Genomic DNA, 25899 nt, shown 5'->3' with positions numbered 1-25899 from the left:
TATGATTACTCATTAAGATATTAGGAATCTAACAATATAGTCAGGATGGATTAAAGATGACACAGCAATTGAATGAGCCAGATGCAAGGATATTAAATTGGTTGGATTCTCAGGGTTATAAAATAATTCAAACGGAAGATAGCAAAAGTAAGTGGGTTTTCGGGCAAAATCTATTAGGTGAACATCTTTTTATTAATGTTATAACACGACAAAGTGAACAGCCTGAAATCAATATTATAGATAACGATGAAAAACTAGAAACTATCAAAAATCTAAAAGAAAAGTATAATTGTGAAGCATATTTTGCTGTTTTAGTACCTAAAAATGGTCAGACTAACTGTTATATATTCAGTTTACAAGAACTGTTGGAATTCCCTTGGAATATTGGCAGAGAAAGAGTTAAGGCATTAAGTTTCAACTCCAAATATGAAAATAAAATTAATCAATATGAACGATCCGGAAACCAAATTATCCAAGGTGTAGAAGATAAAGAACTAGAGAGAAGTATTGCTAATATAGAATACATAATTGGCGAACCAACAAAGTTTTATCTGTTGACAGTTAAGAAAAATGACGATCAGTATGAAGTTCGCTTTATGGAAGATGAGTTACTTCATGAGAAAAGGGTAGTGAGTAATAGGCTTCGTGGAGCAAAGATAGAGGGAATAACTATGCTTCTCAATCGGTATCCCTCCGCTGATTTAAATCACTTCATGATGGTACACTACAAGGCTGATCGTAATGGCGGTAAGCCTTGGGTGAAGGACACAAATGAAGAAGTGAAGGAAATATATCAAGAAATAAAAAAAAAAATAAAAGCGAAGCTAACTTCAACTCATTCTTTAAGAGGAGTACCATCAATGATAAATCTCAATGAGTATCAAACAATCTTCAATAATGACACCACACACGAACGTTGTAAGCAAGTTATTGATCAAATTGAAGCTCCTTTAAAGCCAATCGTACAACAATTTATGGATAGCTTTAACGATCCTAGTCTATACCTACATACATATGGTGTTACCTTAACAACTACTTATCACGATGCCTTGAATCCTAAATATGCTGAACAAAGAAAAGAAAGCAATATCGGTCGAAAGTATTTTATTCAGATCATGAAGAAAATCGGGGACTCTGAGGTAAATGCACTTACACTTGAGTTTAACGGGATGGAGAGGCAAGTCTTACTTTCTGTTGAAACGAATTTTTATCCGATTTGGGAAGCAGTCCGCCTGAATAGGATTAATGGTATTATCAATGAGCTGAATCCCGTTGTAGATGTACTTGTTTCGAGCCAATCCAAGGAATCAACAATTCGAGAACTTCTTAAACGACAAGAGCTAGAGGATTTTATTAAGTCTTGTATTAAGCCTAGGAAAAGACCATGGCTGTATTTTGCTAAACGTATTTCGCTAGAAGGCGAATGGTCTGTAGAAAAACTGCTTGATGAATTGAAAGATGCATGGCATTACTTAGAACCTATTCGTAATTATTTGCAGGAAGAGAAGAAAGTCAGTGTCCACGCAGCACATATTTTAACACTTGTGCAGGTTGAAGATGCAAACCAGGATATGACTTTGTTCCACAGATCGTATCAACTGCAGTACGGTTCCGTGGAGCAAGTAAAAACGGGTGTCTGCAGGCAGCAATTTTCTTTGAAAGATCAAGAGCAGCTGATCGTAAAAGGTTACGTAGTTTATTATCAATTTCAGGAAAAACAATCGCCGCACCAAGTCTTGGCAGTTAAATTAGATGGACATAGCCACATATATACAAACGTTCGCAACCTGCTCGGTACAGGAACGAAGGATTGGTGGATTCGTAAGCTGTTTGCCACGCAGTCTTTGAATAATGCTGAGGTGCTGGAAACGGGAATGTCTTTATTAAGGCAACACGGTTTGGAAGTTAAAGAGAGCGAATATCTTGCAGGTACTTATGACAATGTCTCTGAAGCCTTTACAGAGGCAGCGGATGTTGTCAAAAAAAGGCTGATCACTGCAGCACTACTGTTTGCTCATGCTAGTGAGAAGCTACAGCTTCCAACGGTAGATGAAATGGGGCCTATTATTGATGAGGCTGATGAACAAGGAGGAGACCCAGAGGAAGAAGAATACACCGCAAGCTTCCAACTTACGTCCATTCTGGAGTTAATCGCAAACAGCAGCTTTACTTTTGCAAAAGAAATCATTCGGGATCTTCATTTAAATTTGACGGCACTAGACGATAAGCATTTTGTAATTTTGAGCGGCATATCTGGTACTGGGAAAACTCAACTGGCACGGCTATATGCTAACGCTGTATACGGTATGGAATATGAGGCGGACAACCCTTACATGTCTGTTATTCCAGTACGTCCTGATTGGACGGATTCTAGTTCTTTATTCGGTTATTACAGCTCATTCGAAAATCGGTATGTCATTCCTGAGTTTTTGAGAATGGTGTTGAAAGCTCATCAAGAACGTGAGAAACCGCATTTTGTGGTATTCGATGAAATGAATTTGGCGAGAGTGGAATATTATCTTAGTGATTACTTGAGCGGCGTGGAGTCGAGGAAGGAAATTCCTTTACATAACCGAGCTGATCTTATTGATATTCCAAAGACTGTTACAGTTCCGCCGAACTTGTATGTGATTGGGACAGTAAATGTAGACGAGACGACTCATTCAATTTCTGATAAAGTCTTGGACCGGGCATTTGTTATGACGTTAAGTGAAGTGGATTTCGATACGTTTTGGAATAGATCCGCTGAAGATGTAAGGCTTAAACTTCAAATAGAGTTTGACTTTCTGAAACAAGTACATGGTATTCTAAAGCCCTATTATCTTCATTTTGGTTATCGTTCTATGAATGAAATGCTCCAAAAATTATCACATAATAAAGACTTGGAAGCCAATATTCAGATGGATGAAACGGAGGCTCTTGAGAAGGTCATTATTGAAAAAGTGCTTCCTAAAGTTCGCGGCGATGACTCCATTTCAGAGATGTTAACTAAACTTCATCAGGTTTTTGAAGCAAAGTTCGGATTGGATTCTGCTGCCTTAGGGATCATAGAGCGGATGGAAAAGGAGATCGCGCGATATGGAGCCGCTCAGTTTTGGAGATAGCTTTTTAGTCCGTTCTAGAGGCAGTGAATGGATCTCGATTGAAAAAGCTTATTTAACCGAGGCTACAGAATATGAATGGCTCTGGGAGCATATAGATTTTTCTATTTTGCTGATGCAGGGCGTTCCTCTAACCTATCGGAAAGTAGATAGTGGAGTAACAGGTCAATTTATGACCCCATTCCAAAGTGGGCAGTTGACTTTTACAGTAGAAAAACATGCATATTTGACCTATGTATATCCAGATGATCGAAAAATGACTGCAGAGCAATATGACATTATGCTTCATGAAATTTTGGATGAAGCAGCGGTGTGCTTTGATCATGCAGGGCTCACGATTCCAATTAGCGCACAGGACAGAGCAAGGGATATCTCATGGGCACAGTGGAGTTATATCGATCATGGGTTTAAGGATCTTGCTTCCTATATTCGACGTTTTCTGGAACATCCGTTAAAGCGACTATCAGAGAAGGATACTTTTCTGAAGCGGGAACAAATGAAAGTCGTAACGAACCGAACATCGCAATGGTTAGAAAGACATTATGCTCAAGATCCCTCGAGTGTAATTCCAGCTAATGTGTTAACACATGTCCGAATGGATACTTACAATATATATGAAAATAGGGTCATAAAAAGATATCTTTTAGAACTTCAAAGCCTTCTAGTTACTTATATGCACTGCAGTTTAATCGATGTTTCAAAGAAGGCTGCGAAGTACGGGGATCTTGTGAGATATTGGTTGAGACAAGGGATTTTCCAAGAGATTACTTCGTATCAGGGACCCATACAAGTCTCTACAATTTTTCGTAAGCATCCTGTTTATCGTTTGTGTTACAGATGGTTTGATCATTTATACCAGCATGGCAACGAGCGAATTGGATTCGAGTATCCCTTTCCACTTAAGGATACGTTTGCTTTGTATGAAATATGGTGTTACATGCAGGTATTAAGATTGTTGAGGGAAAAGGGTCTGATTAAGAATTCTGCAAATCTTTATAAGTCTACACTGGATCGTTTCTTTTTATCGCTTGCTAAACATAAAGAAAGTCATGTATCGCTTGTTAACGGCCATCATCTATATTATCAAAGAGTTTTTCAGTACAATTCTGATCGTTTTTATTCGTTCACACAACGAATGGAACCTGATATTACTTTGGAGAGTCATGAGGGAATTCTCGTTTTTGATCCTAAGTACCGGGTTCCGACGAATTTAAGCACAGCATTAGGAGAAATGCATAAATATCGGGATGGCATTCTTATTAGAGACAAAGAGACCCCAGCTGTAGATAATGTATTTATTCTTACTCCCTCAAAAGGTCAGGAAGAGCTTCGATATTTTCAGGAATGGTATCATAAGCAGTATCGTATGGGGGCCATAGAAATGGTTCCTGGAGGACCTAGTAATCCAGCTTTGGAAAGAGCCATTGATGGGTTTATGAAAAACATATAGTACTGTTTAAAAAGAGGTTATTCTTATACTAAGCTTTGACAAGGAGAGGTCTTAATGTCATTGATTCATTATTTTCCAAGGTATTCCCAGAAAGAGAACATGGTAACGAACAATACAATGTTGCTCTTTAAACGACTATCGAACAATAGTAATGAGAAGTTTAATCGATTTCTTAATTCAATTCTTGAGAATTCGGGAATTAATTTGGACATGACAGTTAAGTTTGGTCAGCAAGAAAAAGGTAATGGAAGTGTTCCCGATGCATTTATCCAGCAAGAAACTTTTAAAATATTAATTGAAACTAAACTTTATGGACAACAAGATGTTAGTCAGATTAAGAAACATTTTAGCGAATTTAAAGATGAAAAGAATCAAATATTTTTATGGATAAATAAAGAGTCTATTAAAGAGGACTACAGACGTCAAATCGTCGATGAACTGAACAAAATCAATGCATTGAGGATTAATAGTATATCCTTTGCGTCAGTAACATTTAAAGGAATTTGTGAAAACTTCAATGATACTTTAAACGATTATGACTTTGAGATGAAAGAAATGATCCAAGATTATGAAGCGTTTTGTAGTGAATCTGGGTTGATTGATAACATTGAGACAAAATTTCGTTTCGTTGCAACTGGGGTAACTTTTCAACAAAATATAAAGTACAACATATACTATGACCCAAGTTCTAATGGATATCAAAACCACAAATACATTGGACTCTATACTAATAAAGCAGTCAGAGGAATTGGCAAAATAATTTGTATTGTTGATGTGGAGTATGACAATAAAAAAGATGAAATTAGAGTTATTTCAACTCAATTCGGTGTTTTATCCGATGAACAGAAAGGCGTCTTGAAACAAGTAATTATAGAAGCACATAGCGAGTTCGGCTATGATCTTGCTAGTAATCATAGGTTTTTCTTTGTTGACAAGTTCTATGAAACTGAATTCGTTAAGATTTCTAAAAATGGGATGATGGGAAAACGATATTTTGATGTATCTACAATAACTGGATTTAATATAAAAATGAAAACAGTGGAAATAGCTAATCTTTTGAAGGGGAAGGAGTGGAATTGAGTGACTCTTATGTAAGCACCAACTGAGATTGATAAAATGAGTAAGAGGTCACCTTGAGCAAAGAAGAGTCCTACAAAGTTTAATTTTTAAAGTAAAGATAATTTGATAGGTCAGGGAAGAGGAAACTTGCAAGAGGATATTGGTGTCTTTAGGTTGAATTTTGATGTGTTACTGGAAGATATGGAAATGCTGCACGGACAAGAGAGGTTTGTTTGTATAGGCTGCATGCGCATTTTGAGCGACGAGGGAATACAGAATTCAGATGACCCATTACCCATTAAGAATAATTTGAAATTTTTACAAGCGGTTTTTATGCAGTAGAGTATAGAAAAAAGATGGATGCCGGAGTCTCTGTCGAAATACTAATATCACAGCCTAGATCCCCAGCACAAGATGTTACCGGCTTCCGTCAATTCTCTATATGAAGGACGCGTTAATGTCTCCAAAGGGACATTCAATGTGTCTTTTTTTCTGTGGGTCAAAGGAAGATAAAGAATTTATATTAGAGGTGAGAATAGCATGTTATATCTTATTTTTGCAATTGTATTTGTTGTCTTAGCTATTTACCTGATTAAACAAAATAAGCTAAAACCCTCCCAAGGCAATGAATCCAAAAAGCACGAAGCAATAAATACAGCTCAATCCCTGATTGCTGATCCGGATGATCATAGTCCTAAGGATAATCCTAATCAGGCATTGCATAAGCGAACGTATCAACAACATCAAACTACAAAGAATGCCAATAAACCAAAGAATAATTCAAAACCACCAAAACCAATTTCACAACCTGTAAAAAACCTACCTCAACAAAAATCAAAGCAAAGTTTTAGAAAAATGGCTGCCATTTGGAGAAAACCTGAAGACTCTGATACTTGTTATCGCTGTTCTGGGACATTGACAACGGAAACCATTGAACTTGCATCTTTTAAATATGGAAAGATACAAAGCTATGTACAAACATCCGTATGGGCTTGTTCCGTATGTAAATATGTGTGTGCAAATGAGAGTAATATTACTCTAATAAAAAAACAGGCACCAGGGTGTCAATTCCAAATTAATGAATGGGGAGTTATACCCAAGATAATGTCTCCTGTGATCGAACCAAAAATACACGATTTTCAGTGGCCTAGTACATATGCTGTGGAAACATTAAAGCCAGGCAATAAATCAGATGGAAACCGGTTTGGTCTAGAGAGCCCTCTTCACAAATTGGGATATAGAATAACAGATAGTAACCGAACAAAAAGGTGGACGATCTTGGAAAATGAGGCATTACCAAAACTAGGACTTGAAAAAATAGCTAATGTAATTGCAACAAATGTAAAAGCAAGAAAGCGCCAAAAAGGTGGTGCAAAGAAGTATTCACATGCCATTTATGAATGGGAATACGATTTAAAGAAATTAAAAGATAATTACTATAAGCGAGATTTCCAATGGCCGACAACTGAGTAAAGCGGTAAAGTGAAATATAATGATTTTTGTCATACTCTGTATATTCATTATCGGTTGTTTAGTACTATAATAGTGCTAGTAGGTATTACGTACTAGGAGAGACAGAATATGGCTTATATGGTGCCGGAGACGATCCCGAGAAGTGCAACTGCTGGAGAACGCATTTTGTTCGAGAGTTTAAGAGATCATTTGCCGGGTGACTATATTGTTTATTATGAACCTGAGATTAGGGGAAGAAGACCAGATTTTGTAATCATAGGTCCTGATCTGGGCCTTGTCATCCTTGAGGTTAAGGATTATACCAAAGGTACATTGTACCAAGTTAACCATGATGAGTGGACTCTGCGGAACACTGCGGGTGAGTTGGTGACAACTAAAAGCCCACTCAAACAAGCTAGAGATAATGCCCGCTTAATCACTGATCATCTGAAAAAAGATAAGAATCTCGTACAAGACTCGAGTTCTTATTTAAAATTTCCTTATGGTTTCGGTACAGTCTTTACTCGACTTAAGCAAGAGGATTTTATCAAACATGATCTGTACCAAGTTATTGAGCCTCAATATGTCCTGTGCAAGGATGAAATTGATCCTGACGAGGATGGTTTTTCTCAGGGGATTTTAATGGAAAAAATCCATGGTATGTTCACTGTTTGGAGCAGGAAGAAGAATATTTTAACCAATGATGATATACAAGCCATTCGATTCCACCTGTTTCCTGAAGTACGGATCAGTGCTGAGTATAGGCCTCCTATTAAACATCAGGATCAGTTGCTTCTCTCACTACATAACATCAAAACGATGGATCTTCATCAAGAAAATATGGCGAAGCAAATCGGCGATAAACATAGGCTTATTCGAGGGGTTGCCGGAAGCGGCAAGACGCTTGTTCTTGCCAGTCGAGCTAAGATGTTAGCCAAGGCTCATCCAGATTGGAAGATTCTTGTGCTCTGTTACGGAATTCCGTTATCACGAAACTTGAAACAAATGATCCAGCGAATGATGGATGAGCCTGAAGATTTGTTGGATCTTATCAAATTAGGATCGTCGGATAGTCAAAGAGAATCGAAAGTAGAGGTATATAATTTTCATGAGTGGCTGAGAAATAGTTTACATATGAAAGATAGCGAAATACCGACACTACTGGATAAAGTGAACAATAACGAAGCAATCCTTCCAATCTACGATGCGATAATGATTGATGAAGGCCAGGATTTTGAGCCTGATTGGTTGAAACTGTTAAGCTGTTGTTTAAACCCAGATACTCAATCGTTGCTGTTGGTTGAAGATCGTGCACAATCCATTTTTAGAAAAAAAACAAATTTGGCTCAAGATATTGGTCTTGATTTTCGGGGTCGATCTAAAATTCTTGCTATCAATTATCGGAACACCGCGCAAATTGTTCAGTTTGCTTGGGAGTTTTATCAAGAACATTCCCAGTTAAAGAATAAAGTTCAAGTAGGTTCAGTAGAAGGTGTAGAGATCATCCCTCCGCAATCAACGAAGAGAAAAGGGCCGGAGCCTATGATTAAAGGTTTTCGCAATATTCAGGAGGAAATGAATTTTGTATCCAAGTCCATTACATTCTTACACCAACAGAAAAATATACCTATTCAGGATATTGCCATTTTATATCGGGTCAAAAACAGTCATCATACCTCATACATTGATGAAATAAAGAATAGTTTGGAGCAGCACGAATTGCCGTATACATGGATCACAGAAAATACGGAGTCCAAACGAAATTTTGTGCGAGATGAAAATAAGGTTAAGATATCTACCATCGACAGTGCAAAAGGCCTCGATTTCCGGGCTGTGTTTATTATTAACATTGAGAATATGCCGTTTCCACTTGAAGAAGTAGAAGAAAGGGAGGTCTCACTCTTCTATATTGGCATGACCCGGGCATTGGAGTGGTTGTTCCTGACTTACAGTGGGGAATCAAAATTCACCAAATACTTAGACGAAGTTATTCAGAAGAGAAACCAGCAGTCGTCATCCCATAAACAGTCTGTATAAGACTGAAAGGAAATTGTGCACCCTTGTGGTGCTCTTTTTATAGAGAGGTGCTCCCATGAAACAAGGTCTCTACGAACAAATCATAAACAATATAACAAATAAGCAGTTATCAGCCTTGGATCCGGCTTTGTATGAAATAGGCAAGGAGCAAATAGATGCTGAGGAAGCTAGAAAGCTATTGTCCAATTACTTAGCTGCGGTAACACGTAGAGCGTTAAAGGCAGTGCGGGAACAAAGTAGTGACGAAGAAGCTGTGCTTGCTCAAGTAAGAACCTGCAATGAGATTATTGCTACACTGAAGGAAGCACTAGGGCAAGAGGAGTACAAAGAGCTGCAGCTTGATGAGCAGGGTGAAGTCTTAACATACGTTTACTCAAAGCTTAATCATGTTCGTGGTATTAAAAGTGAAAAGGTGCTTCGACCGGCAACACCGTTATCTCAAAGCTCTTTATTTACAGGTTCGCACTCGGAACCTAATATGATGAATGAATTAAAGAATGAAATCGTGACAGCCGATCGGATAGATTTGTTAGTATCTTTTATCAAATGGAGCGGTCTTCGATGTCTTATGGATCAGCTGGAGCAATTCACTTCCAGTGGTGGGCAACTTCGTGTGATTACGACTACTTACATGGAAGCAACGGATTACAAGGCTGTATTAGAGTTATGCAAGCTTTCCAATACCCAAATTAAGATATCTTATGACACGGATAGAACACGACTACATGCGAAAGCCTACGTATTTATGCGAGACACTGGGTTTTCAACAGCTTACGTGGGTTCATCCAATCTCTCTAACCCTGCTCTTACTAGTGGTTTGGAATGGAATTTGAAGGTGACAGAAAAGGACTCCTATGATGTGCTTAAAAAGATCGAGGCCACTTTTGAGAGCTATTGGAATGATAGGGAATTTAAACTCTTTTCTCCTGAGAACGTAGAACACGAGACTCAACTTCAGGAGGCTTTAGGGAAAAAGAAGATTAATGCGCATGAAGCTCTTCATTTCCATTTTGACCTGACGCCTTATGATTACCAGAAGGAAGTCTTGGAAAAGCTTGAGGCGCAGAGGACCTTGTACGGGAGAATGAAGAATCTATTAGTCGCTGCAACAGGTGTTGGCAAGACGGTGATTTCGGCTTTTGATTTCAAGAGATATAGGTCGAATAATCCGGGAGCAAAGCTTCTTTTTGTTGCACACCGAGAAGAGATATTGAAGCAGAGCCGTGATACTTTCAGGTTTATTTTGAAGGATCTTAATTTTGGGGAGCTGCATGTTGGTAGCAACCAAGCACAATCGGTAGATCATCTGTTTATCAGTATTCAGAGTTTCAACTCGATGAAATTAGCAGAGATCACGACGAGTAACTTCTATGATTTTATTATTGTAGATGAGTTTCATCATGCTGCCGCGCCATCCTACCAAAAGCTTCTCACTCATTTTAAGCCAGAGATCTTGCTAGGTTTGACTGCAACGCCTGAACGTATGGACGGGAAGGATATATTAGCTTATTTTGACCATACCATTGCTGCCGAGATTCGATTAACAGACGCCATAGACCGAAAAATACTTTCACCTTTTCATTATTTTGGAGTAACTGATCACGTGGATTTGTCTCAAGTGAAATGGTCACGCAGAGGCTATGATCTACGAGAGCTAGAGGGCCTATACACAAGCAATAAGATCCGTGCTACACAAATTTTAAATAGTCTCAAAAAGTATGTGACAGACCTAGACGAGGTTAAAGGTTTAGGATTTTGCGTGAGTGTGGAGCATGCTCTATATATGGCAAAAGTGTTCGATGAAGCGGGTATCCCTTCACTTGCATTGCACGGTGACTCTCATGAACATGAACGAAGTCAGGCTAAGGGCCGGCTCATTAAAGGTGAGATTAAGCTCATCTTTGTAGTGGATCTCTACAATGAAGGGGTAGATATTCCAGAAGTAAACACCATTCTGTTCTTACGTCCTACGGAAAGTTTGACTGTTTTTCTGCAGCAGCTTGGTCGTGGTTTACGTTTGGCTGAGGGGAAAGAATGTCTTACCGTTCTAGACTTCATTGGGCAAGCGCATAAGGAGTATAACTATCAGGAGAAATTTCGGGCTCTGTTAGGCAAAACTAAACACTCCGTGCAGCACTATGTCGAGAATGGATTCTCCAGCTTACCTAGGGGGAGCTTTATTCAGCTTGAAAAACAAGCGAAGGACTACATCCTAAGAAATTTGAAGCAGGCGTCGAACAATCGTCGAAGTTTGATTAATAAGATTAAGTATTTTGAAGAAGATACTGGACTCAAACTTACCTTGACGAATTTTACTGAGTATCATGGGATTTCTTTGTATGAGCTATACGGTGGTCGCAACGGTAACAGATTTTTAAGGGGATTAATGATTGAAGCAGGTGTGCTAGAGCCCTTTGAGCTCCCTCCAACAGAATTAGTAAAACGTATTCCAACACTTCTAAATCTTAACTCGCGTAGAATATTGAAGTTTTTGCTTTCGTACATAGAAGAAGAGAAGCAACCAAAAACAGAAGATGAGCATCTCATGTTAAACATGTTCTATTATGCTTTTTATCGGGCAGAGCCTAAGAAGCAGGGTTTTGTTGATATAGAAAGAGGAGTTAGATTTATTTTATCTAGTCCAGCATTTCGGGATGAGATTATTGAAATTTTAAAATATAACTATGCCCACATCGATTTCGTCGATAAGAAACATGATTTTCCATTCGCGTGCCCGATTGATATTCATTGCCAATACTCTACCGATCAGATTTTAGCGGCATTTGGACTCTGGAATGAAGAGAAGGCACCAGCTTTTCGAGAAGGTGTAAAATATTTTGAAGATAAGAAGACGGATATATTCTTTATCACATTAAATAAATCGGATAAGGATTTTTCACCTTCGACATTGTATGAAGACTATGCCATTAGTGAGCGTTTATTTCATTGGCAGACCCAGAGCCGGATATCAGAGGATACCAAAACAGCGCAAAGGTATATTCATCACCGAGAGACTGGTAATCGAATCGCCCTATTTGTTCGTGAATATAAGGAAGAGCATGATAATACGTCACCATTTGTTTTCCTAGGGGAAGTAGACTATGTGAAACATGAGGGCAGTAAGCCCATGAGCTTTGTTTGGCGATTGAAAGAGGAGATGCCGCCCGTGATGGTGCCGGCTGCTAATAAGTGCATCGTATAGGAAGTGTGATGAAATGATTCGAGTAGCTGCAGCGATTATAGAAAATGAAGAAGGGCTATTGCTCATAGCACGACGTCGGCCTGAGAAGTCACAGGGAGGGCTATGGGAATTTCCAGGGGGGAAATTAGAGGAAGGCGAGTCGCCGGAAGCTTGCTTGGTGAGAGAGCTGAAGGAAGAGATGAACATTGAGATTGAGCCGTATGATTTTTTTGGAGTGAATGATCATTGGTATGGGGCGGTTCATATTCAATTAATTGCTTATAGAGCGAGATTGGTAGGTGGCGAGATTGCTTTGGTTGATCATGATGAGTCTTGTTGGATGCGGCTAGAAGAGTTGAGGGGGTTTGAATTTGCACCAGCTGATATAAAGTTTGTTGAGATGCTTTCGAATACATCAGGACTGGTATTTCAGGAGTATCGACTTTTAAGTGATCAAGGGCAAAATTTTAAAAGTTAAGTGCAAACCGTGTGTGTTCCCTTTTATTTTTTCTGGCAAAAAAAGTAACCCCTTAAATTAACACTAGCCGTTTATTCACGTCCAGGTATGAATTCTTCAAGAATTTTAACCAAATCGATATAGGGGAGGAACAAAAAGTAAGGTTATAGCTAAGTCTTTATGCCCCAAGTGTATAACAAGGGGCTTTAATAGCCCTAAAAATTCGAATCCGCCAAAGCCAACTCCACACTAAACTTCGAGTAAGTTGTGAATACACAAATAATATGGTGGTCTATAATTTAAAATATTATTTATTGTCATTTTCGAGTATGCTGGCTAGATCGATTATGGACGGAACATAGCGCAAGGTAGTTGCCAAATTTTTATGGCGCAGCTGATGTTGAATATCCACGATATTCATTCCGCCGGTTTGCATTAAATATCCTGCTGTTCTTCTAAGATCATGTGGGCGTATGTGCCTAGAAAGCCCGGCATCGTGGCTTAATTCCGATAACATTCGTTTAACCGCGTGAACTGACATGATTTTTCCTTGTTGATGGAATAAGTATTCATCTCCCTGATTGGCATATTCTAAATAATCATGATGCTGTGTATATCGTTTAAGCTCTTCTCTGAGGTCTTTGGGAATCGCAACAGGCAGTTGTTCGGTTTTTTGCGCTTCAAATACATGTACGATTCTTGTCTCCAAATTGAGCCTTTTCCTCCGAAGGAAACGGACCTCTGATATGCGCAGGCCTGTGATCAACATGAACCAAATAAATACGAATTCTTGCCGGTAAAAAGGGTCTTTTCGCAAGGCAGCTTTAAGAAGGGCATGGCACTCTTTTTGGGATAATGCAGTATTTGGAATTGGGCTCTCAAATTTAGGCCTTGGGTAACCCAGAAGGGGATTATGCGCAATTAAATCCATATCATGAAGAAATTCAAAAAAACGTTTTAGCGGAGTAATGGTTTCCGCAATCAATCTATCCAATAACCCCTTATTCTTTAAATCAATAACAAAACGGTCAAATACTTCTCGCTGAATAGGCAAGTATCTGTTGGAATGTTCACGACTGGCATGAAAGCGATCAAAATCAAGTAAACCTTCGAAGCCTTCCTTAAGCAGGAAGGCTTCGAATCGCTTTAGAGCAGTTATATATTTTTCTTTGGTGCTTTTGCTCAAATTGAAATGAGCATTCCAGAAATGAAAATAGCCGGACTGAAACAGAATTCCCATACAGACTTCCTCCAGTGTCAAAAGAGATTGCTTGCTTTTAGCTGGGCAAGGGGGTGTTGATCGATCGCCGTAACTAGCATGCTGTCAAATAGTTTCAAATACACTTCCGTCGAACTGAGCCATGCATGGCGCATCAATTCTTTTATTGTATAAATGTTTACGCCGGACTCGAGCAGATAAAGGGCAAACGAATGCCGTAAAGAATGAACGGAGAGTTGGTACGGTTTTTTGTCGCACTCTGGAATTGATCTTGCCTCACTGATTAAGGAAGCGAGCATTTTTTGAACGGTGCTTTCATGAAGGGGGGATTTACCCCTGTCATCGGAAAAGATGAACAGCTGAGGGTAATCCGGCGTTTCCATTACACCGCAATAGCGAAACTTCACGTAAGCGCAAAGTATTTCAAGCGATGACTTGGTTATTTTACTTGGCTGCTTGAATCCTTTCTTTCCTTTACCGCGGACTAGAATTTCCTGCCGCGAGGGAACGATATCCTCAATTTGCAAGTTCAGCAATTCGGTTAATCGAATGCCAGAGCCAAGAAAGGTCCATAAAATTGTGAAGTTGCGATGCGCTTCTCTACCTAGCCTGACATTACATAGAAGCTCATCCAGCTGCTCTTTGGTAAACGCGCGAGGTTCATGGTTCCGATCCAATTCGATGGAGAGAGTTCGTTTTAGTTTCCCGATATTGCTGTTAAAGAAGTTTGAGAAAACCTCACCAAGGAAACTTCGTAAGAAAGCTGCCTTTTTGCTGCGTGTATTTAGCTTTTTAACGGGGGATAGATACTCAGTCAGAAAAACTGCAGTAGCTACTTCCTTGATGTTTGGGTTGCAACCTTTCATGTGCTTGCAATACCGCATGAACAGGTCCATTTCATATCGATAAGCTTGCTGCGAAGACTTAGCTAGACTCTGAAATGAGTCGCTCTCAAAATAATAAGTGGCAGCATCATCCATCAATACCTCTTGGTTTTGATGGGGTGTTTCGTTGAGGTTGCTCGCCGGAAGAAACCGAAGCAGCATGCGCTGAAAGGCATCGGGGCCATATTGATCTGCGATTTGTGCGATTGATTCTTCGAGGAGTGCTTCTTTAGAGACGGCATCATCAAATAGTGGCATGATTGGTTCTCCTCTCTACTTATAATTCAGCTTATTGATTTGATCAATCATAAATCGATCCTGTCTTCCTAAATGCATATATAGGCTGACGGTATCAAGTCGCTTTACGCGTGCCAATTCTTTCAACGCTTGCGGTAAAATGCCCCTTTTAGCTAAACGTGTGACAAAAATATGCCTGAAGAAATGAACCCCTCCTGGAAATGGCCATTCGGCAATCATGGCATATAATTTATACTTTCGGTATAACTGGTTTTCAATGGACTGCGGACGATTTCCGAGAAGATAACAGGGGGATGGCAACATTTTCTGAGCTTCTATTAGAAGTTGATAAAGTCTTCCCGCAAGAGGCAGAGTATGACTCTTTTTACCTTTGCTTCGAATTACAATTGTCCGGGTACCAAGGTTAATATCTTTCCAATTGATTTTTGCCGCTTCGGATAACCGCAGGCCAAGATCGAGAAGAAGACGGTATCCTATTTGTTCTAGGATGGGATTATCTGCATAACAGTCCACAACTTGAAAGAACGATTCGATCTGCTGATCTGTCGGCGTGTCCCTAGGCTTATATCGTGGAGCACATATTGCTCGAAATCTTTGAAGTGGGGAGGCGTAGCCGAAACGCTCCTTTAAATAGCTGAAAAAGGATCGGATCGCATAGATGCGGTGACTAAACGTGACCGGACTGCAGGATCCTTTCTTGACTTCCTTTAGTTGGTAGGTTCGAAATGCAAGTAAATGTTCATTTTGAATGAGGGAAATTGTGATTTGGCTTGGAGAAGTCTCTATAAACCCTCGGATATTGTCGCAAAGCCAGCAGAAAAGGTGATGAATGCTAGCGACATTATGCCGGATATATTCATGAGACAGGCCTCTTTGTTCTAGGTACGCCTGATAACTAAGAATCCGTGAATGGAGAGGTAGCCCTTGGGGCGGCGGTACTTTAGCAATGGATAATTTTTTGTCTAACGAACCCAGATCAATCGATGTGTTTACCAAAAAACGAAAGAGGTGTGCGCAATGGTAGTCTTTTGATGCATGCTCTGCTGCATAGCGCAGAAACTCAGGATAAAGTACGTGCTGATCTTGAACGTTAACAATCGTAATTTGATAGAATCTTGTAACGCTAACCAACAAATCTCGTACATGTTCGAATTTCCGTAAGAAGACAAGCGGACTGTTTGTCATGTTTTGTTTTAAATATTCCCGTAAAAGGCTTGTAGGAATTTCATGTTGTACCCTGTTCTCCCAGATCCATTGATTAATGCCTTGTGGTCCCAGGCGAGAGTTATTCTCGGTATTTTGGTTTTCGGGCTGCAGTTGCTCTGCATACAGCATGATTTCCACCTTCTCCCGTGTGACTTTTCTAATATCATGATTGTCATTGAGAGTAGGAAAAATACCTGAAAAATCAAGAATCTTTTCGGCAAAATATCTTCTTGATTGAAGTGGTCTTGATTTTCCAAGTTAAGTTGTTTTTCTGAGTGCGGAGTCTGCATAGTTTGGGCCTCCTTTAGGGTAATAGCTCTAGCCTAACCATGATGATGAATTGTATTTAAACACTCATCAACGTGAGAAAAGCAACCGTAAAGGGGGCAAAAGCTATGAAATTTTAAAAGGGGATCACTAAGGTATGGTCACGCATTTCGATAACCTTTAACAATTCCTCAAATGCAGTCTCTTTTTTTGGTTTTGGGCCCAGAATCCAAAATGACCGTCTATTTGGTCGTAAAGGGGTATAAGTTGTCACAAGATGCGTAGCGAATGGAAACATGTTACGGATGATATTCTTCTTTTGAGGGTAAAGAGCCGGTTCGTGGCTCAAATGAAATTCGAGGTATTCCATTTCTGGATAGCTTCTAACCCATCTTGCCGTAATAGGGCAATTTTCTCCCTCGAAAAGGGAAAGGGGATCATTAATCACGTAACCTCGAATGCTCAGAACTCGATTTTTCTCTTCATTCAGTTCATCAATCCGTTTCTCATCTGCTGCCCCGTAGAACCAATATTCTGTTGGAACAGAAAAAGATTTCTCATGAGGTATTTGTTCCACAAGTGTTTGCCAAGGGACGTTACACATCACCGCATAAGTATGAAGGACACTAAGAGGTGGTTGCTTACTCGTGTTTAGTAGGTTATGAGCGGTTCCTGACGCAATCCCCGTTCCTTCACTTATCATTTGTTGGCTTAAATCGTACGAATTCGCATAAAGCAGTCTTCGGAAGAAGACATCTGGATATAGGAGTAGCTGTTCCCAAAGCGATTTGTAGATTTGAATACGAAACAATAAACGATAGTTTGCTTTAAGTAGATAGGTACGACATTCCGCTTTTTTAATTTTATCCGTAGTACTCAAAAATTCTCGCGCTTTTAGAATAGGCAGATTCCAATATTCATCGTTTGCACTCATTTGCATTCACCACAAATATCATAACAATGTTGTGAAGTGTGTGCTGTTTCACTCACATAAGTGAGTGAGTATCTAATAAATTGAGAATGGGAAATCATTGCATATAAGGTAGCCTTAAGTGATGAACAAGGTCCCCCAACGTCAAAGTATCTCAAGTATCTAATATGGAATACACCTCCGGCTTATTGGGTTTTTGCGCATATTGCATCCAATTACCAAGGCTATGTGTATAATATGAAACCTTATTAAAATTACAATCTGTATAAGTTCCTTAAATGGGAAGCATGAGCCCAAAGTAACTCTAAATTCAAACAAACTTGCATGGCTACAAAAAATATTCCCACCTAAATTAGCTAAACTTATTCATAAAGTAATCACCAATCATCACTGTTCATTCCTAAAGTTATTAGTTATGTGGGATGTTGCGATGATTTGGCAGGTATCAACCCATTAGAATCTAACAAGTCCCAGTAAAAACCAACCTTAACCATACAAAGTTATTAAGGTTGGTGTGTTTAAAAGGGCATGAAGATCCTATTTATATATTCTTCATAATGCTCCTACTAGTCAGACTTGAGGTGAGTCTTGACTTGTAAACGCAAGGCGCGCTTGAACAATACCTATTATCAACGGGGAGTCGACATCTCCTTCCGTCGGGAACGGACATGAGCGAGGGGATGCTCTGGATAATTTTATACTAATTAAATTAATAATTAAACGGGGACAAAAAATTAAGCATTGAACAGTTAGGTTCGAATCATCAAGGTTTAATAAAGTGCAAAGTGGGAGGTAAGCCTAATGAGAGAGCATGTTTTGCTCCAAATTAAGTTATTAAAAAGACTATTGGAATTAGAAGAGATGTTACTGGATGAACTTACTATTGATTCTCCTAGTGACATACAAGTGTCAAATGTATCTCCGATGCCCATTTCGACTCAACAGAAAAATGATTCGGTAAAGTCGGTATTTTCCGTTTTAGAGTTATCTCATTACTTGGGAGTTTCTACGGATTGCATATATGCCATGGTTAGGGAGAGTCAAATCCCTTACATAAGAATACGTAGAAGAATATTGTTTCATAAAGAAGCAATTGATGTTTGGATCAATAGCGGTCAATATAAAACATAGATATATATAGGTTGAAGTGAATTATGCAGTGTGAAACGGTTTATATAGGTTCTTAAGTCTGGTCTATATTTAAACAGTTTATTTTGGTTTCAGGCATTAAATAAAAACGGTATGGTGATAAAATGGTGTTATAATGCTAATCACTATTATTTGACTAGAACCTCCTGAGAATTTCTTGGGGGATTTTGTTATATTTTGGAGGGGTTTGCAATCTTGTGTTGAATATATCTGACGAAGGAAGTGATTTAGACAGGAAGTTAGAATCAAACTATTTAAATAGATAATAAAAAATTGGAATAAATTAGGGGGTGGTACATTTGATCTCGATTAAAAGAATTCCAGAACCGAACATATTTTATTCTCAGGAATTCATAGTAGAAAAAGACTTAATGCATAACTTTTTTCAAGAGGAAACCTTGGAACAGTTCAAGCCCAATTATAAACTGTACAAGATAATAGCTAAGCAGCTAGCAAAGGCTTTTCATAATAAATGCGCGTTCTGTGAATTAAAACTAGACAATCCTTCGGTGTGGCATGTTGAGAGATTTAGACCAAGCATTAATGCTATGAACTTGAAAGGTCAAATTAGTAGCACCCATTATTGGTGGTTAAGATATGATTGGAACAACCTATATTTAATATGTAAGGAATGTAATATTAACAAAGGGAACCTTTTCCCTGTTAAGGGGAAGAGAGCACAAAGGTTCCAGCCTCTTGAATCTGAAGTACGGTTATTGCTTGACCCATGTGTTGACAACCCTGAAGAATTTTTACTTTGTGATTACAATTCCGGACTTTTATTCAGTGATACAGATATAGGTAGAATTACCATTGATGTATTTAACTTAAACAGGAAAACATTAAAGGATAAAAGAAAACAAGAAATAGATAATTTGATTAAACTTTGGAATTCACTCACGAAAAATACTCGTTTAAAAAGAAATCAACATTTAAGTAATGAGGACATTCTATTTTACCAAAAGGTAGAGGAATATTTGTTATCCATATTCAATAATGATAAAGATGAATTTTTGTTAATAAAGCGGCTTTTCATCCTTACAAAACTATCTGAGAATCCAGAAGTACTTCTAACATTTAACTATGGAATTAAATGGCAAGAAATCATTAATAAACGTAAAAGTATATCTCATGAGAGCATAAAAAAGAAACTAAATACATATGTAGATTATGTTTTAAAGACGGAAGATTATGACCTGCTCAAAAAAACAAAGCTAGAGAATTATTTTACTAAAAGACTTATAATACAAAAAATTGAAATTTGCAATTTTAAAAATATAGGAAACCTAATCATTAATTTTCCCAATCAAAATGATGAGAATGCGCCGTGGTTAATGATATTAGGAGAAAATAGCACAGGTAAGACATCCATTCTCAAAGCTATTGCTTTAACATTAATGGGGAGTATTAATAGAGCTAGGCTAGGTCTAGATGCAAAGAAATATTTGAAAAAGGGCACTAAACGTGGATTTGTAAAACTTTATTTGAACAATCGTAAAGCCCCAATTGAACTATTTTTTGACGAAACTTCAAGCTTATTTAAAGGTAACATTGAGGAACCTCCTGTGCTTCTTCTAGGTTATGGTTCTACTAGATTATTTACAGAGGAAGACGAAGATATTTCATATAGCGGAGACCTTGCCCGGTGTGAGAACTTGTTTAATCCTAGAGTTCCACTAATAAACTCAGAGAAGTTTCTGTTAAGTTTGAAAAATGAAAGATTTAAAGATGCAGTTGCTGCTATAAAAAGGTTATTTACATTAACAGATACATATCGAATTTATAAGAGAAAAAAAAGTAACCAAGAGGCTATTTATACTACGATGTTTGGATCGGGAGTACCACTTAATGAGATGAGTGACGGTTATAGAACAATCACCGCATTAGCATGCGACATAATGATGATTCTACAAAAAATTTGGAAAGATAGTACGTATGCTCAGGGAATAGTATTGATTGATGAGATAGACTCGCATTTGCATCCAAGGTGGAAAATGCAAATCGTACAGCGTCTAAGATCAGTTTTCCCTCGACTCCAATTTATCGTGACAAGCCATGAGCCACTTACTTTAAGAGGTTTAAAAGAAGATGAGATAATGGTGCTTAGACGAAACATAAAAGGGAATATTTATTCACTCGCTGATCTGCCGTACCCTGAAGGTTTGAGGGTTGACCAATTACTAACTTCAGATTACTTTGGTCTGAACAATACCATTGACCCTGAAATCGAAATAGTCTTCAACAGATATTATCAACTCCTATCAAAAGATCATTTGAGTGAGAATGAGAAAACTGAACTTGAGGGAAATAGAGAGCTATTAAATAATTTGAAACTTTTAGGCGAGAATCAACGTGAGCAACTAGTGTTCGAAGCAATAGATAAATTTATATCTAAGAACAAAGAAATTATCAAAGAAGGTGAAGCAGAGAATCTAAAACAAGAAACATTATCTCGAATCGTTCAAATTTGGGAAGAAATTTGATAAGTTGGTGGACAAAATGATTTTTATTGATAAATCAAGAATTAATGCTCCGAAGTGTTTGACTAAACCGAACTCAATAGGAGTTAAAGAACGCGAAGATTTTATAAGATTCTATTCAGATGAAAATAATCATCAGAAAACGTATAAAGACTATAAAGCCTATCAGCATGAAGAAATTAAAGACGCTTTTAATAAATTGTTTCATAAGAAGTGTGCGTATTGCGAGAGTAATTATGCTAAAGTTCAGCCTGTGGATGTAGAACATTACAGGCCTAAAGGTGGCGTTGTTATTGATGGTATTTTAGTGAAACCAGGCTATTATTGGCTAGCTTCAGACTGGGAAAATCTCCTGCCATCTTGTATCGATTGTAATAGACATAGAACGCACAAGGTTGATGACGACGATGAAGAGTTTCTGTTGGGTAAAGCTAACCTCTTTCCAATTGCAAATGAATCAGCTAGAGCAAAGAAAGTTGGATATGAACCATATGAAATTAGGTTATTACTAAATCCATGTATTGATTCACCAGAAGAGCACTTGACGTTCCTTGAGGATGGTATTATTTTAGGTAAAAGCTTCATGGGAATGGTTTCAATTGAAACATATGGGCTGAGAAGAAAAGATTTAACTGATGCAAGGGAAGCACATGCAAAGAATATAAATAAAGCAATTTCCGATGTTAAATTTGGGTTATCTTTTATGGATAAACTTATTAATACTCCTGGGGCAGAAGCGCTAGTAAACATTTATGAAGAGAAGCTTAAGATTGATTTAAATGCATTAAAAAGCTTTTTGGATGAAAAGCAAGAATATGTAGCACTAGCAAGGCAAATGATTGATCCATTTATTGAGGCCTATCGAGCCAGGTTAAGAACTCCAATTAATTCAGTTTCGTGACTGTTATAAAAACACTAATTCCCTAGAATATGTTCATCTACTGGTATGAAATCAGGGATTAGGACCGATATTTACAAGGAAGCGACTCTAGAAGGGTAATCAGTGAGCAAGTTAACTGGTGGGACATGCAAAATTGAAATCGATGCACGAAGCGGATTGTAACTGCCTCTATGAAATTCTCATTTTTGACTCGCATGCGATATAATACGAGATCCTGCCAATGACTATAGAGTTTGCGATGCAGAATCGTGAAATCGGAAAAGATGCCGCGTTGAAATGGATTGAAAAAATAAGAAAGTCTGGCATGGATACTTTGCCTATTCGCCATTATATTTATTCATTGGATTTATACTCGCTGCTTTATATGACCCAAACTATTGTTAATTCGAGGAAATTGAAGATGTTATTATGAGATCTAAAATGATTATGAATTATTAATAAAATTGAATATTAACTAAATCTTTAGAGGAGAACTCAATGAAAGAATGGCTTATTAGACTTGAAGAAACAATAGAACGTATTTCTGAAAATGCAAGATCTGCTATACATGAAAAATTAACTAGAATAATAAGTGAATACATTTTTGTTTTTGGGAAATTGATAACTAAAATAATTAATGTACTTATCACGATTCTTATTACGGTCGGACGTATGTTACTTAATGGATTTGTACTATTTCTAGGTGTAATTATAGGTATCATATTTATTATTGTATCGAGTAGCGATAGATTTAATGCAGAAAATATAATAACATACATATTTCTGTTAATAATATCATTTTGCTTCCTTGGTCTGAAACAAGAGAGAATTAATAAATCAGTCGCTCTATCTTCAATAGTAAATTTTTTCTGCGTGCCTTTTGTTGCTACCTTTTTTTTAGTATATTTTATCGATACTAGTTCAGTAGCTGGTAAATGGTTCTTTATTATAGCTATAATTTTATCATTTTTTATATTTTCCTTACCATTTGTTATTCGTGTAAAAAAAGATAAAACAATACTGAATACATATAAGGTTGCGCTCGATTTTAATGAATCAATTTTTTGGATAGTTCTTACTTTATTAACTATGGATTATTTGAAAATAATTAATTTGTTTCCTGTTGACTCATCTAATGGGAAAGATATAGTTGAAAAGTTAAAAGTTGCACTATTCCCTTTTTTAATGCAACCAAGATTACTCAAAGCATATATTAATTATAAATTATTAAAACTTTAGCCCGCTTAATAATTTGATAACTCAATTTTCAGAACTAAGTTCTCCGAACAAACTATGATATAGCAAGGAAGACCATAAATCCATTTTACTGATGCTGTTTCGATGATAATAGAGACCAAGAATTCAGTAATTTTTACCTTACAGGGTATATGTAAGAACAAGCTTTTCTCTAACATATGTCAGTCAAGTTATCGAATTAGGAGTTGTTTGATTGAGAAGTATTTGAATCATATTAATGGTAGCCAAATGTTTACCGTAGGGTATGTGTCCCAGGCCCATTCTTGATTCCGTTGCAAAGGGATTTTACCAGTGTGCTGATTTCGGGGAATAAATAGTGGTTTGGCATCTGAATAGTTTTTTCGTGCAGCGAGGTACTCTTCAATGCCTCGCTGGGCACATCACTGGAAATCCCTCACCTTATTTGTCTTCTTCTCCCGTATACAAATCAGCGCCCCGATAGTTCATCTTTTTCAACGACATCACTTCCCCTTAAGTTCAGCATGTCACTATTCCGTAGTCTTGAATTAATGCCAACAGTGAATAAATAATAGACCCGTAGGTTTGCTGCATTTAAAAAGGTCTTCACTGAATTGATTTTTTTGTCACGAATCGCTATACGAACGCCACTTATGGAAGCCCTTCCACATTATCAATAATAAATTCAGCATTTCAGAAGAAAGTTTATGAAGGAAATTATTGATAGATTTTAGCTCCAATTATACAAAATGCAATTATGTATGATTACTTCAAAATTTCATTTGCTATTGCGTATGTAAATGCTATTACTAGGTACAAGAAGCACAGCATTCAAGCTTCTTAAGGTGTGTAAATCATTGGTAGCATATCTTCAGTTTCGTTCGTCAAAACTCCGCCTCCCACTTGGGGAACCATGCCGAAAGTTGTAATATTTAGTTGACTGGTTAAGTCTTTAGACCTATACTGTAAATAACTAGGAGCTTCTAATAACTACTAGACAATAGCAAGCTTATTGAAAAGTAAGGACGCAAAGCTTCGGGCCTAAGGATGAGCTACTCTATGGTGGCCGAGTTGCCTAAAGTGGTGTGTCCAAATTAACTCATCACACTTGCGTGTGATGTTTTTTTCGAATTTCAAGAATAAACCGAAAATTATTAATTTTCAATCTTAAAGGAGGCTGGAAGTACAATGGAATTTACCAGTCTAGACTATGAACTGGAATCGATGGTTTCTAAGATTAATTTGGATAAACATCCCATTCTCAAAGAAAATTATTCAATTCGATATTCATATGTCGTATTTATCTATATTGCTTTGAAATCAAGTAAAAGAAACAATGAGCAGATTTTAGATATTATGAATTCTTATAAGACTGCTTTTCATATCACAGAACATGACTTTGATAAGTTTATGGACCTTAGTTCTAATAACGAAACTGATTTACTACAAAAGGGAATTAGACTCATAGGTTACGATAAGAACTGGTTACTTAAATGGAAATTTATTGAGGCCAATTACTGCATACTTTTGCTGGCTGAACTATTATTTCTGAATCTCTCTAATTTTGAACAGTTTTACCATAATAAAATAATACAACTTTATTCTGACTTGTTCGAAATTGCACCTTCAACAACTGTTCAAATCAGGCTGATATTACTAAAGATTCTAGCACATGAAAATGTGAATAGTTTGTTGGAAAATAAAAAGTTATCTTGCTTGTCCTATTTCTATCATATTATACAAGAACATCGAAACTTTGATCTGATCAAACAACCGAGAGTATTAATTATCGCTACAATGAGCTCTGGGAAATCGACCGTATTAAATGCTCTTATCGGTAAACAGATGTTTCCATCTGAAAATAAAGCATGCACATCCAAAATAGTTGAGTTTACCAATAACCCTGTGTTAAGGAAAGAGGTTGGTGTTGCTTCCGGGACCTTATTAGATAGTCGAAGGGATGTAACTTATTCCGATGTTACTGATTGGAACCATAATCCCGATGTGAGTAGGATTCAGTTAGAAGGCAGAGTACATTCGTATTCTGAGCTCAAGGGACATAAGATATCGTTTATGGATACGCCTGGCACTAATAATTCGAGGGATAGGGAGCACGGTGAAATTACGTATAATATATTACAAACAGCAGACATTGATATGATTTTATATGTATTAAACGTAACTAACCTTGCATCTGAGGATGATAGCATTCTATTGAAAAATGTTTTAAAAGTAGCGCTAGATAAGAATATTATCTTTTTGCTGAACAAGGTGGATCAACTGGATTTGGATGCTGATGACGACATGTTTGACTCTTTGAATATTGCAATCAAATACATCACCGATCATGGCGTTAAATCTCCAACTGTAATTCCAATCTCAGCTTATGCAGCAAGCTTGTTTACTTATGCACTGGAAGGAAGAGAGCTTACAAGAAAAGAAACAAGAGATCTTCTCTCCTTTTATAGTTTATTTCAAATTCCTGAATATGATATGAATGTTATCGCAAGAAATCTTAATAGCTCTTTATCCATCTCTGAAGTTAAAATTCAAAGCCACATCGATGTCCAAGTCGGTAATATTGTGCTTAGCTCACAATCCTTACAAAAAGCTCTGAATAAAACTGGTATTGGCTTGTTGGAGCGCTTTTTATTACAGTTAACCAGTTGAGAA

17 protein-coding genes, 1 pseudogene and 1 riboswitch are annotated in these 25899 nt (G+C 37.6%); of the genes and pseudogenes, 14 read left to right on the top strand and 4 right to left on the bottom strand.

Annotation, left to right across the window (positions count from 1 at the left end):
- Nucleotides 1-56: 56 nt before the first annotated feature.
- The 8 genes and pseudogenes from ASG85_RS07075 to ASG85_RS07040 form a co-directional block, all read left to right on the top strand.
- A pseudogene (locus ASG85_RS07075) lies at nucleotides 57-2693 on the top strand (hypothetical protein); the annotation flags it as partial.
- A 385-nt stretch (nucleotides 2694-3078) separates the two neighbouring features.
- Nucleotides 3079-4551 (top strand): DUF2357 domain-containing protein, encoded by a 1473-nt coding sequence (locus tag ASG85_RS07070; RefSeq protein ID WP_060645767.1) that lies wholly within the window; start codon nucleotides 3079-3081, stop codon nucleotides 4549-4551.
- Nucleotides 4552-4761: 210 nt separating this feature from the next.
- Nucleotides 4762-5631, top strand: a complete 870-nt coding sequence (locus ASG85_RS07065) for a hypothetical protein (RefSeq protein ID WP_156396472.1) — start codon at nucleotides 4762-4764, stop codon at nucleotides 5629-5631.
- A 126-nt stretch (nucleotides 5632-5757) separates the two neighbouring features.
- On the top strand, nucleotides 5758-5952 hold the full coding sequence (locus tag ASG85_RS07060) for a hypothetical protein (RefSeq protein ID WP_060645765.1): 195 nt from the start codon (nucleotides 5758-5760) through the stop codon (nucleotides 5950-5952).
- Nucleotides 5953-6150: 198 nt separating this feature from the next.
- Entirely contained in the window at nucleotides 6151-7083 is a 933-nt protein-coding gene (locus ASG85_RS07055) for a hypothetical protein (RefSeq protein WP_060645764.1), read from the top strand.
- Between the two features lie 108 nt (nucleotides 7084-7191).
- A complete protein-coding gene (locus ASG85_RS07050) occupies nucleotides 7192-9099 on the top strand; it encodes a 3'-5' exonuclease (RefSeq protein ID WP_060645763.1) in 1908 nt (635 codons plus the stop codon).
- Nucleotides 9100-9154: 55 nt separating this feature from the next.
- A complete protein-coding gene (locus ASG85_RS07045) occupies nucleotides 9155-12301 on the top strand; it encodes a DEAD/DEAH box helicase (RefSeq protein WP_060645762.1) in 3147 nt (1048 codons plus the stop codon).
- Nucleotides 12302-12314: 13 nt separating this feature from the next.
- A complete protein-coding gene (locus tag ASG85_RS07040) occupies nucleotides 12315-12758 on the top strand; it encodes a (deoxy)nucleoside triphosphate pyrophosphohydrolase (protein WP_060645761.1) in 444 nt (147 codons plus the stop codon).
- A gap of 286 nt (nucleotides 12759-13044) precedes the next feature.
- On the opposite strand, the gene ASG85_RS07035 is transcribed toward ASG85_RS07040, so the two are convergent.
- The 4 genes from ASG85_RS07035 to ASG85_RS07020 form a co-directional block, all read right to left on the bottom strand.
- A complete protein-coding gene (locus ASG85_RS07035) occupies nucleotides 13045-13977 on the bottom strand; it encodes a tyrosine-type recombinase/integrase (protein ID WP_060645760.1) in 933 nt (310 codons plus the stop codon).
- Nucleotides 13978-13994: 17 nt separating this feature from the next.
- The gene (locus ASG85_RS07030; RefSeq protein WP_060645759.1) at nucleotides 13995-15098 is read right to left on the bottom strand and encodes a tyrosine-type recombinase/integrase; all 1104 of its coding nucleotides are present in this window, start codon (nucleotides 15096-15098) and stop codon (nucleotides 13995-13997) included.
- A gap of 15 nt (nucleotides 15099-15113) precedes the next feature.
- Nucleotides 15114-16433 carry a tyrosine-type recombinase/integrase gene (locus tag ASG85_RS07025; RefSeq protein ID WP_060645758.1) on the bottom strand — a complete coding sequence of 440 codons (1320 nt, stop codon included), beginning with the start codon at nucleotides 16431-16433 and terminating at the stop codon, nucleotides 15114-15116.
- Nucleotides 16434-16707: 274 nt separating this feature from the next.
- On the bottom strand, nucleotides 16708-17505 hold the full coding sequence (locus ASG85_RS07020; RefSeq protein ID WP_060645757.1) for a hypothetical protein: 798 nt from the start codon (nucleotides 17503-17505) through the stop codon (nucleotides 16708-16710).
- 798 nt (nucleotides 17506-18303) lie between these two features.
- Between ASG85_RS07020 and ASG85_RS39725 the strand changes: the two genes are divergently transcribed.
- The 6 genes from ASG85_RS39725 (at nucleotide 18304) to ASG85_RS06990 (ending at nucleotide 25896) form a co-directional block, all read left to right on the top strand.
- Nucleotides 18304-18633: a helix-turn-helix domain-containing protein gene (locus tag ASG85_RS39725; protein WP_321166567.1), complete on the top strand. Its 330-nt coding sequence runs from the start codon at nucleotides 18304-18306 to the stop codon at nucleotides 18631-18633.
- Nucleotides 18634-18950: 317 nt separating this feature from the next.
- The gene (locus ASG85_RS07010) at nucleotides 18951-21134 is read left to right on the top strand and encodes an AAA family ATPase (RefSeq protein WP_060645756.1); all 2184 of its coding nucleotides are present in this window, start codon (nucleotides 18951-18953) and stop codon (nucleotides 21132-21134) included.
- A 16-nt stretch (nucleotides 21135-21150) separates the two neighbouring features.
- The gene (locus ASG85_RS07005; RefSeq protein WP_060645755.1) at nucleotides 21151-22032 is read left to right on the top strand and encodes a hypothetical protein; all 882 of its coding nucleotides are present in this window, start codon (nucleotides 21151-21153) and stop codon (nucleotides 22030-22032) included.
- Nucleotides 22033-22252: 220 nt separating this feature from the next.
- Nucleotides 22253-22444, top strand: coding sequence for a hypothetical protein (locus ASG85_RS07000; RefSeq protein ID WP_060645754.1), 192 nt, complete (start codon nucleotides 22253-22255; stop codon nucleotides 22442-22444).
- A gap of 65 nt (nucleotides 22445-22509) precedes the next feature.
- Nucleotides 22510-23250 carry a hypothetical protein gene (locus ASG85_RS06995; RefSeq protein WP_060645753.1) on the top strand — a complete coding sequence of 247 codons (741 nt, stop codon included), beginning with the start codon at nucleotides 22510-22512 and terminating at the stop codon, nucleotides 23248-23250.
- 968 nt (nucleotides 23251-24218) lie between these two features.
- Nucleotides 24219-24305: riboswitch (cyclic di-GMP riboswitch) on the top strand.
- 109 nt (nucleotides 24306-24414) lie between these two features.
- Entirely contained in the window at nucleotides 24415-25896 is a 1482-nt protein-coding gene (locus ASG85_RS06990) for a dynamin family protein (protein ID WP_060645752.1), read from the top strand.
- The last annotated feature ends 3 nt before the right edge of the window (nucleotides 25897-25899 follow it).

The sequence above is a fragment of the Paenibacillus sp. Soil724D2 genome, from assembly GCF_001427935.1.
Lineage (GTDB): Bacteria > Bacillota > Bacilli > Paenibacillales > NBRC-103111 > Paenibacillus_E.
This window is presented reverse-complemented; position numbering and strand designations above follow the sequence as displayed.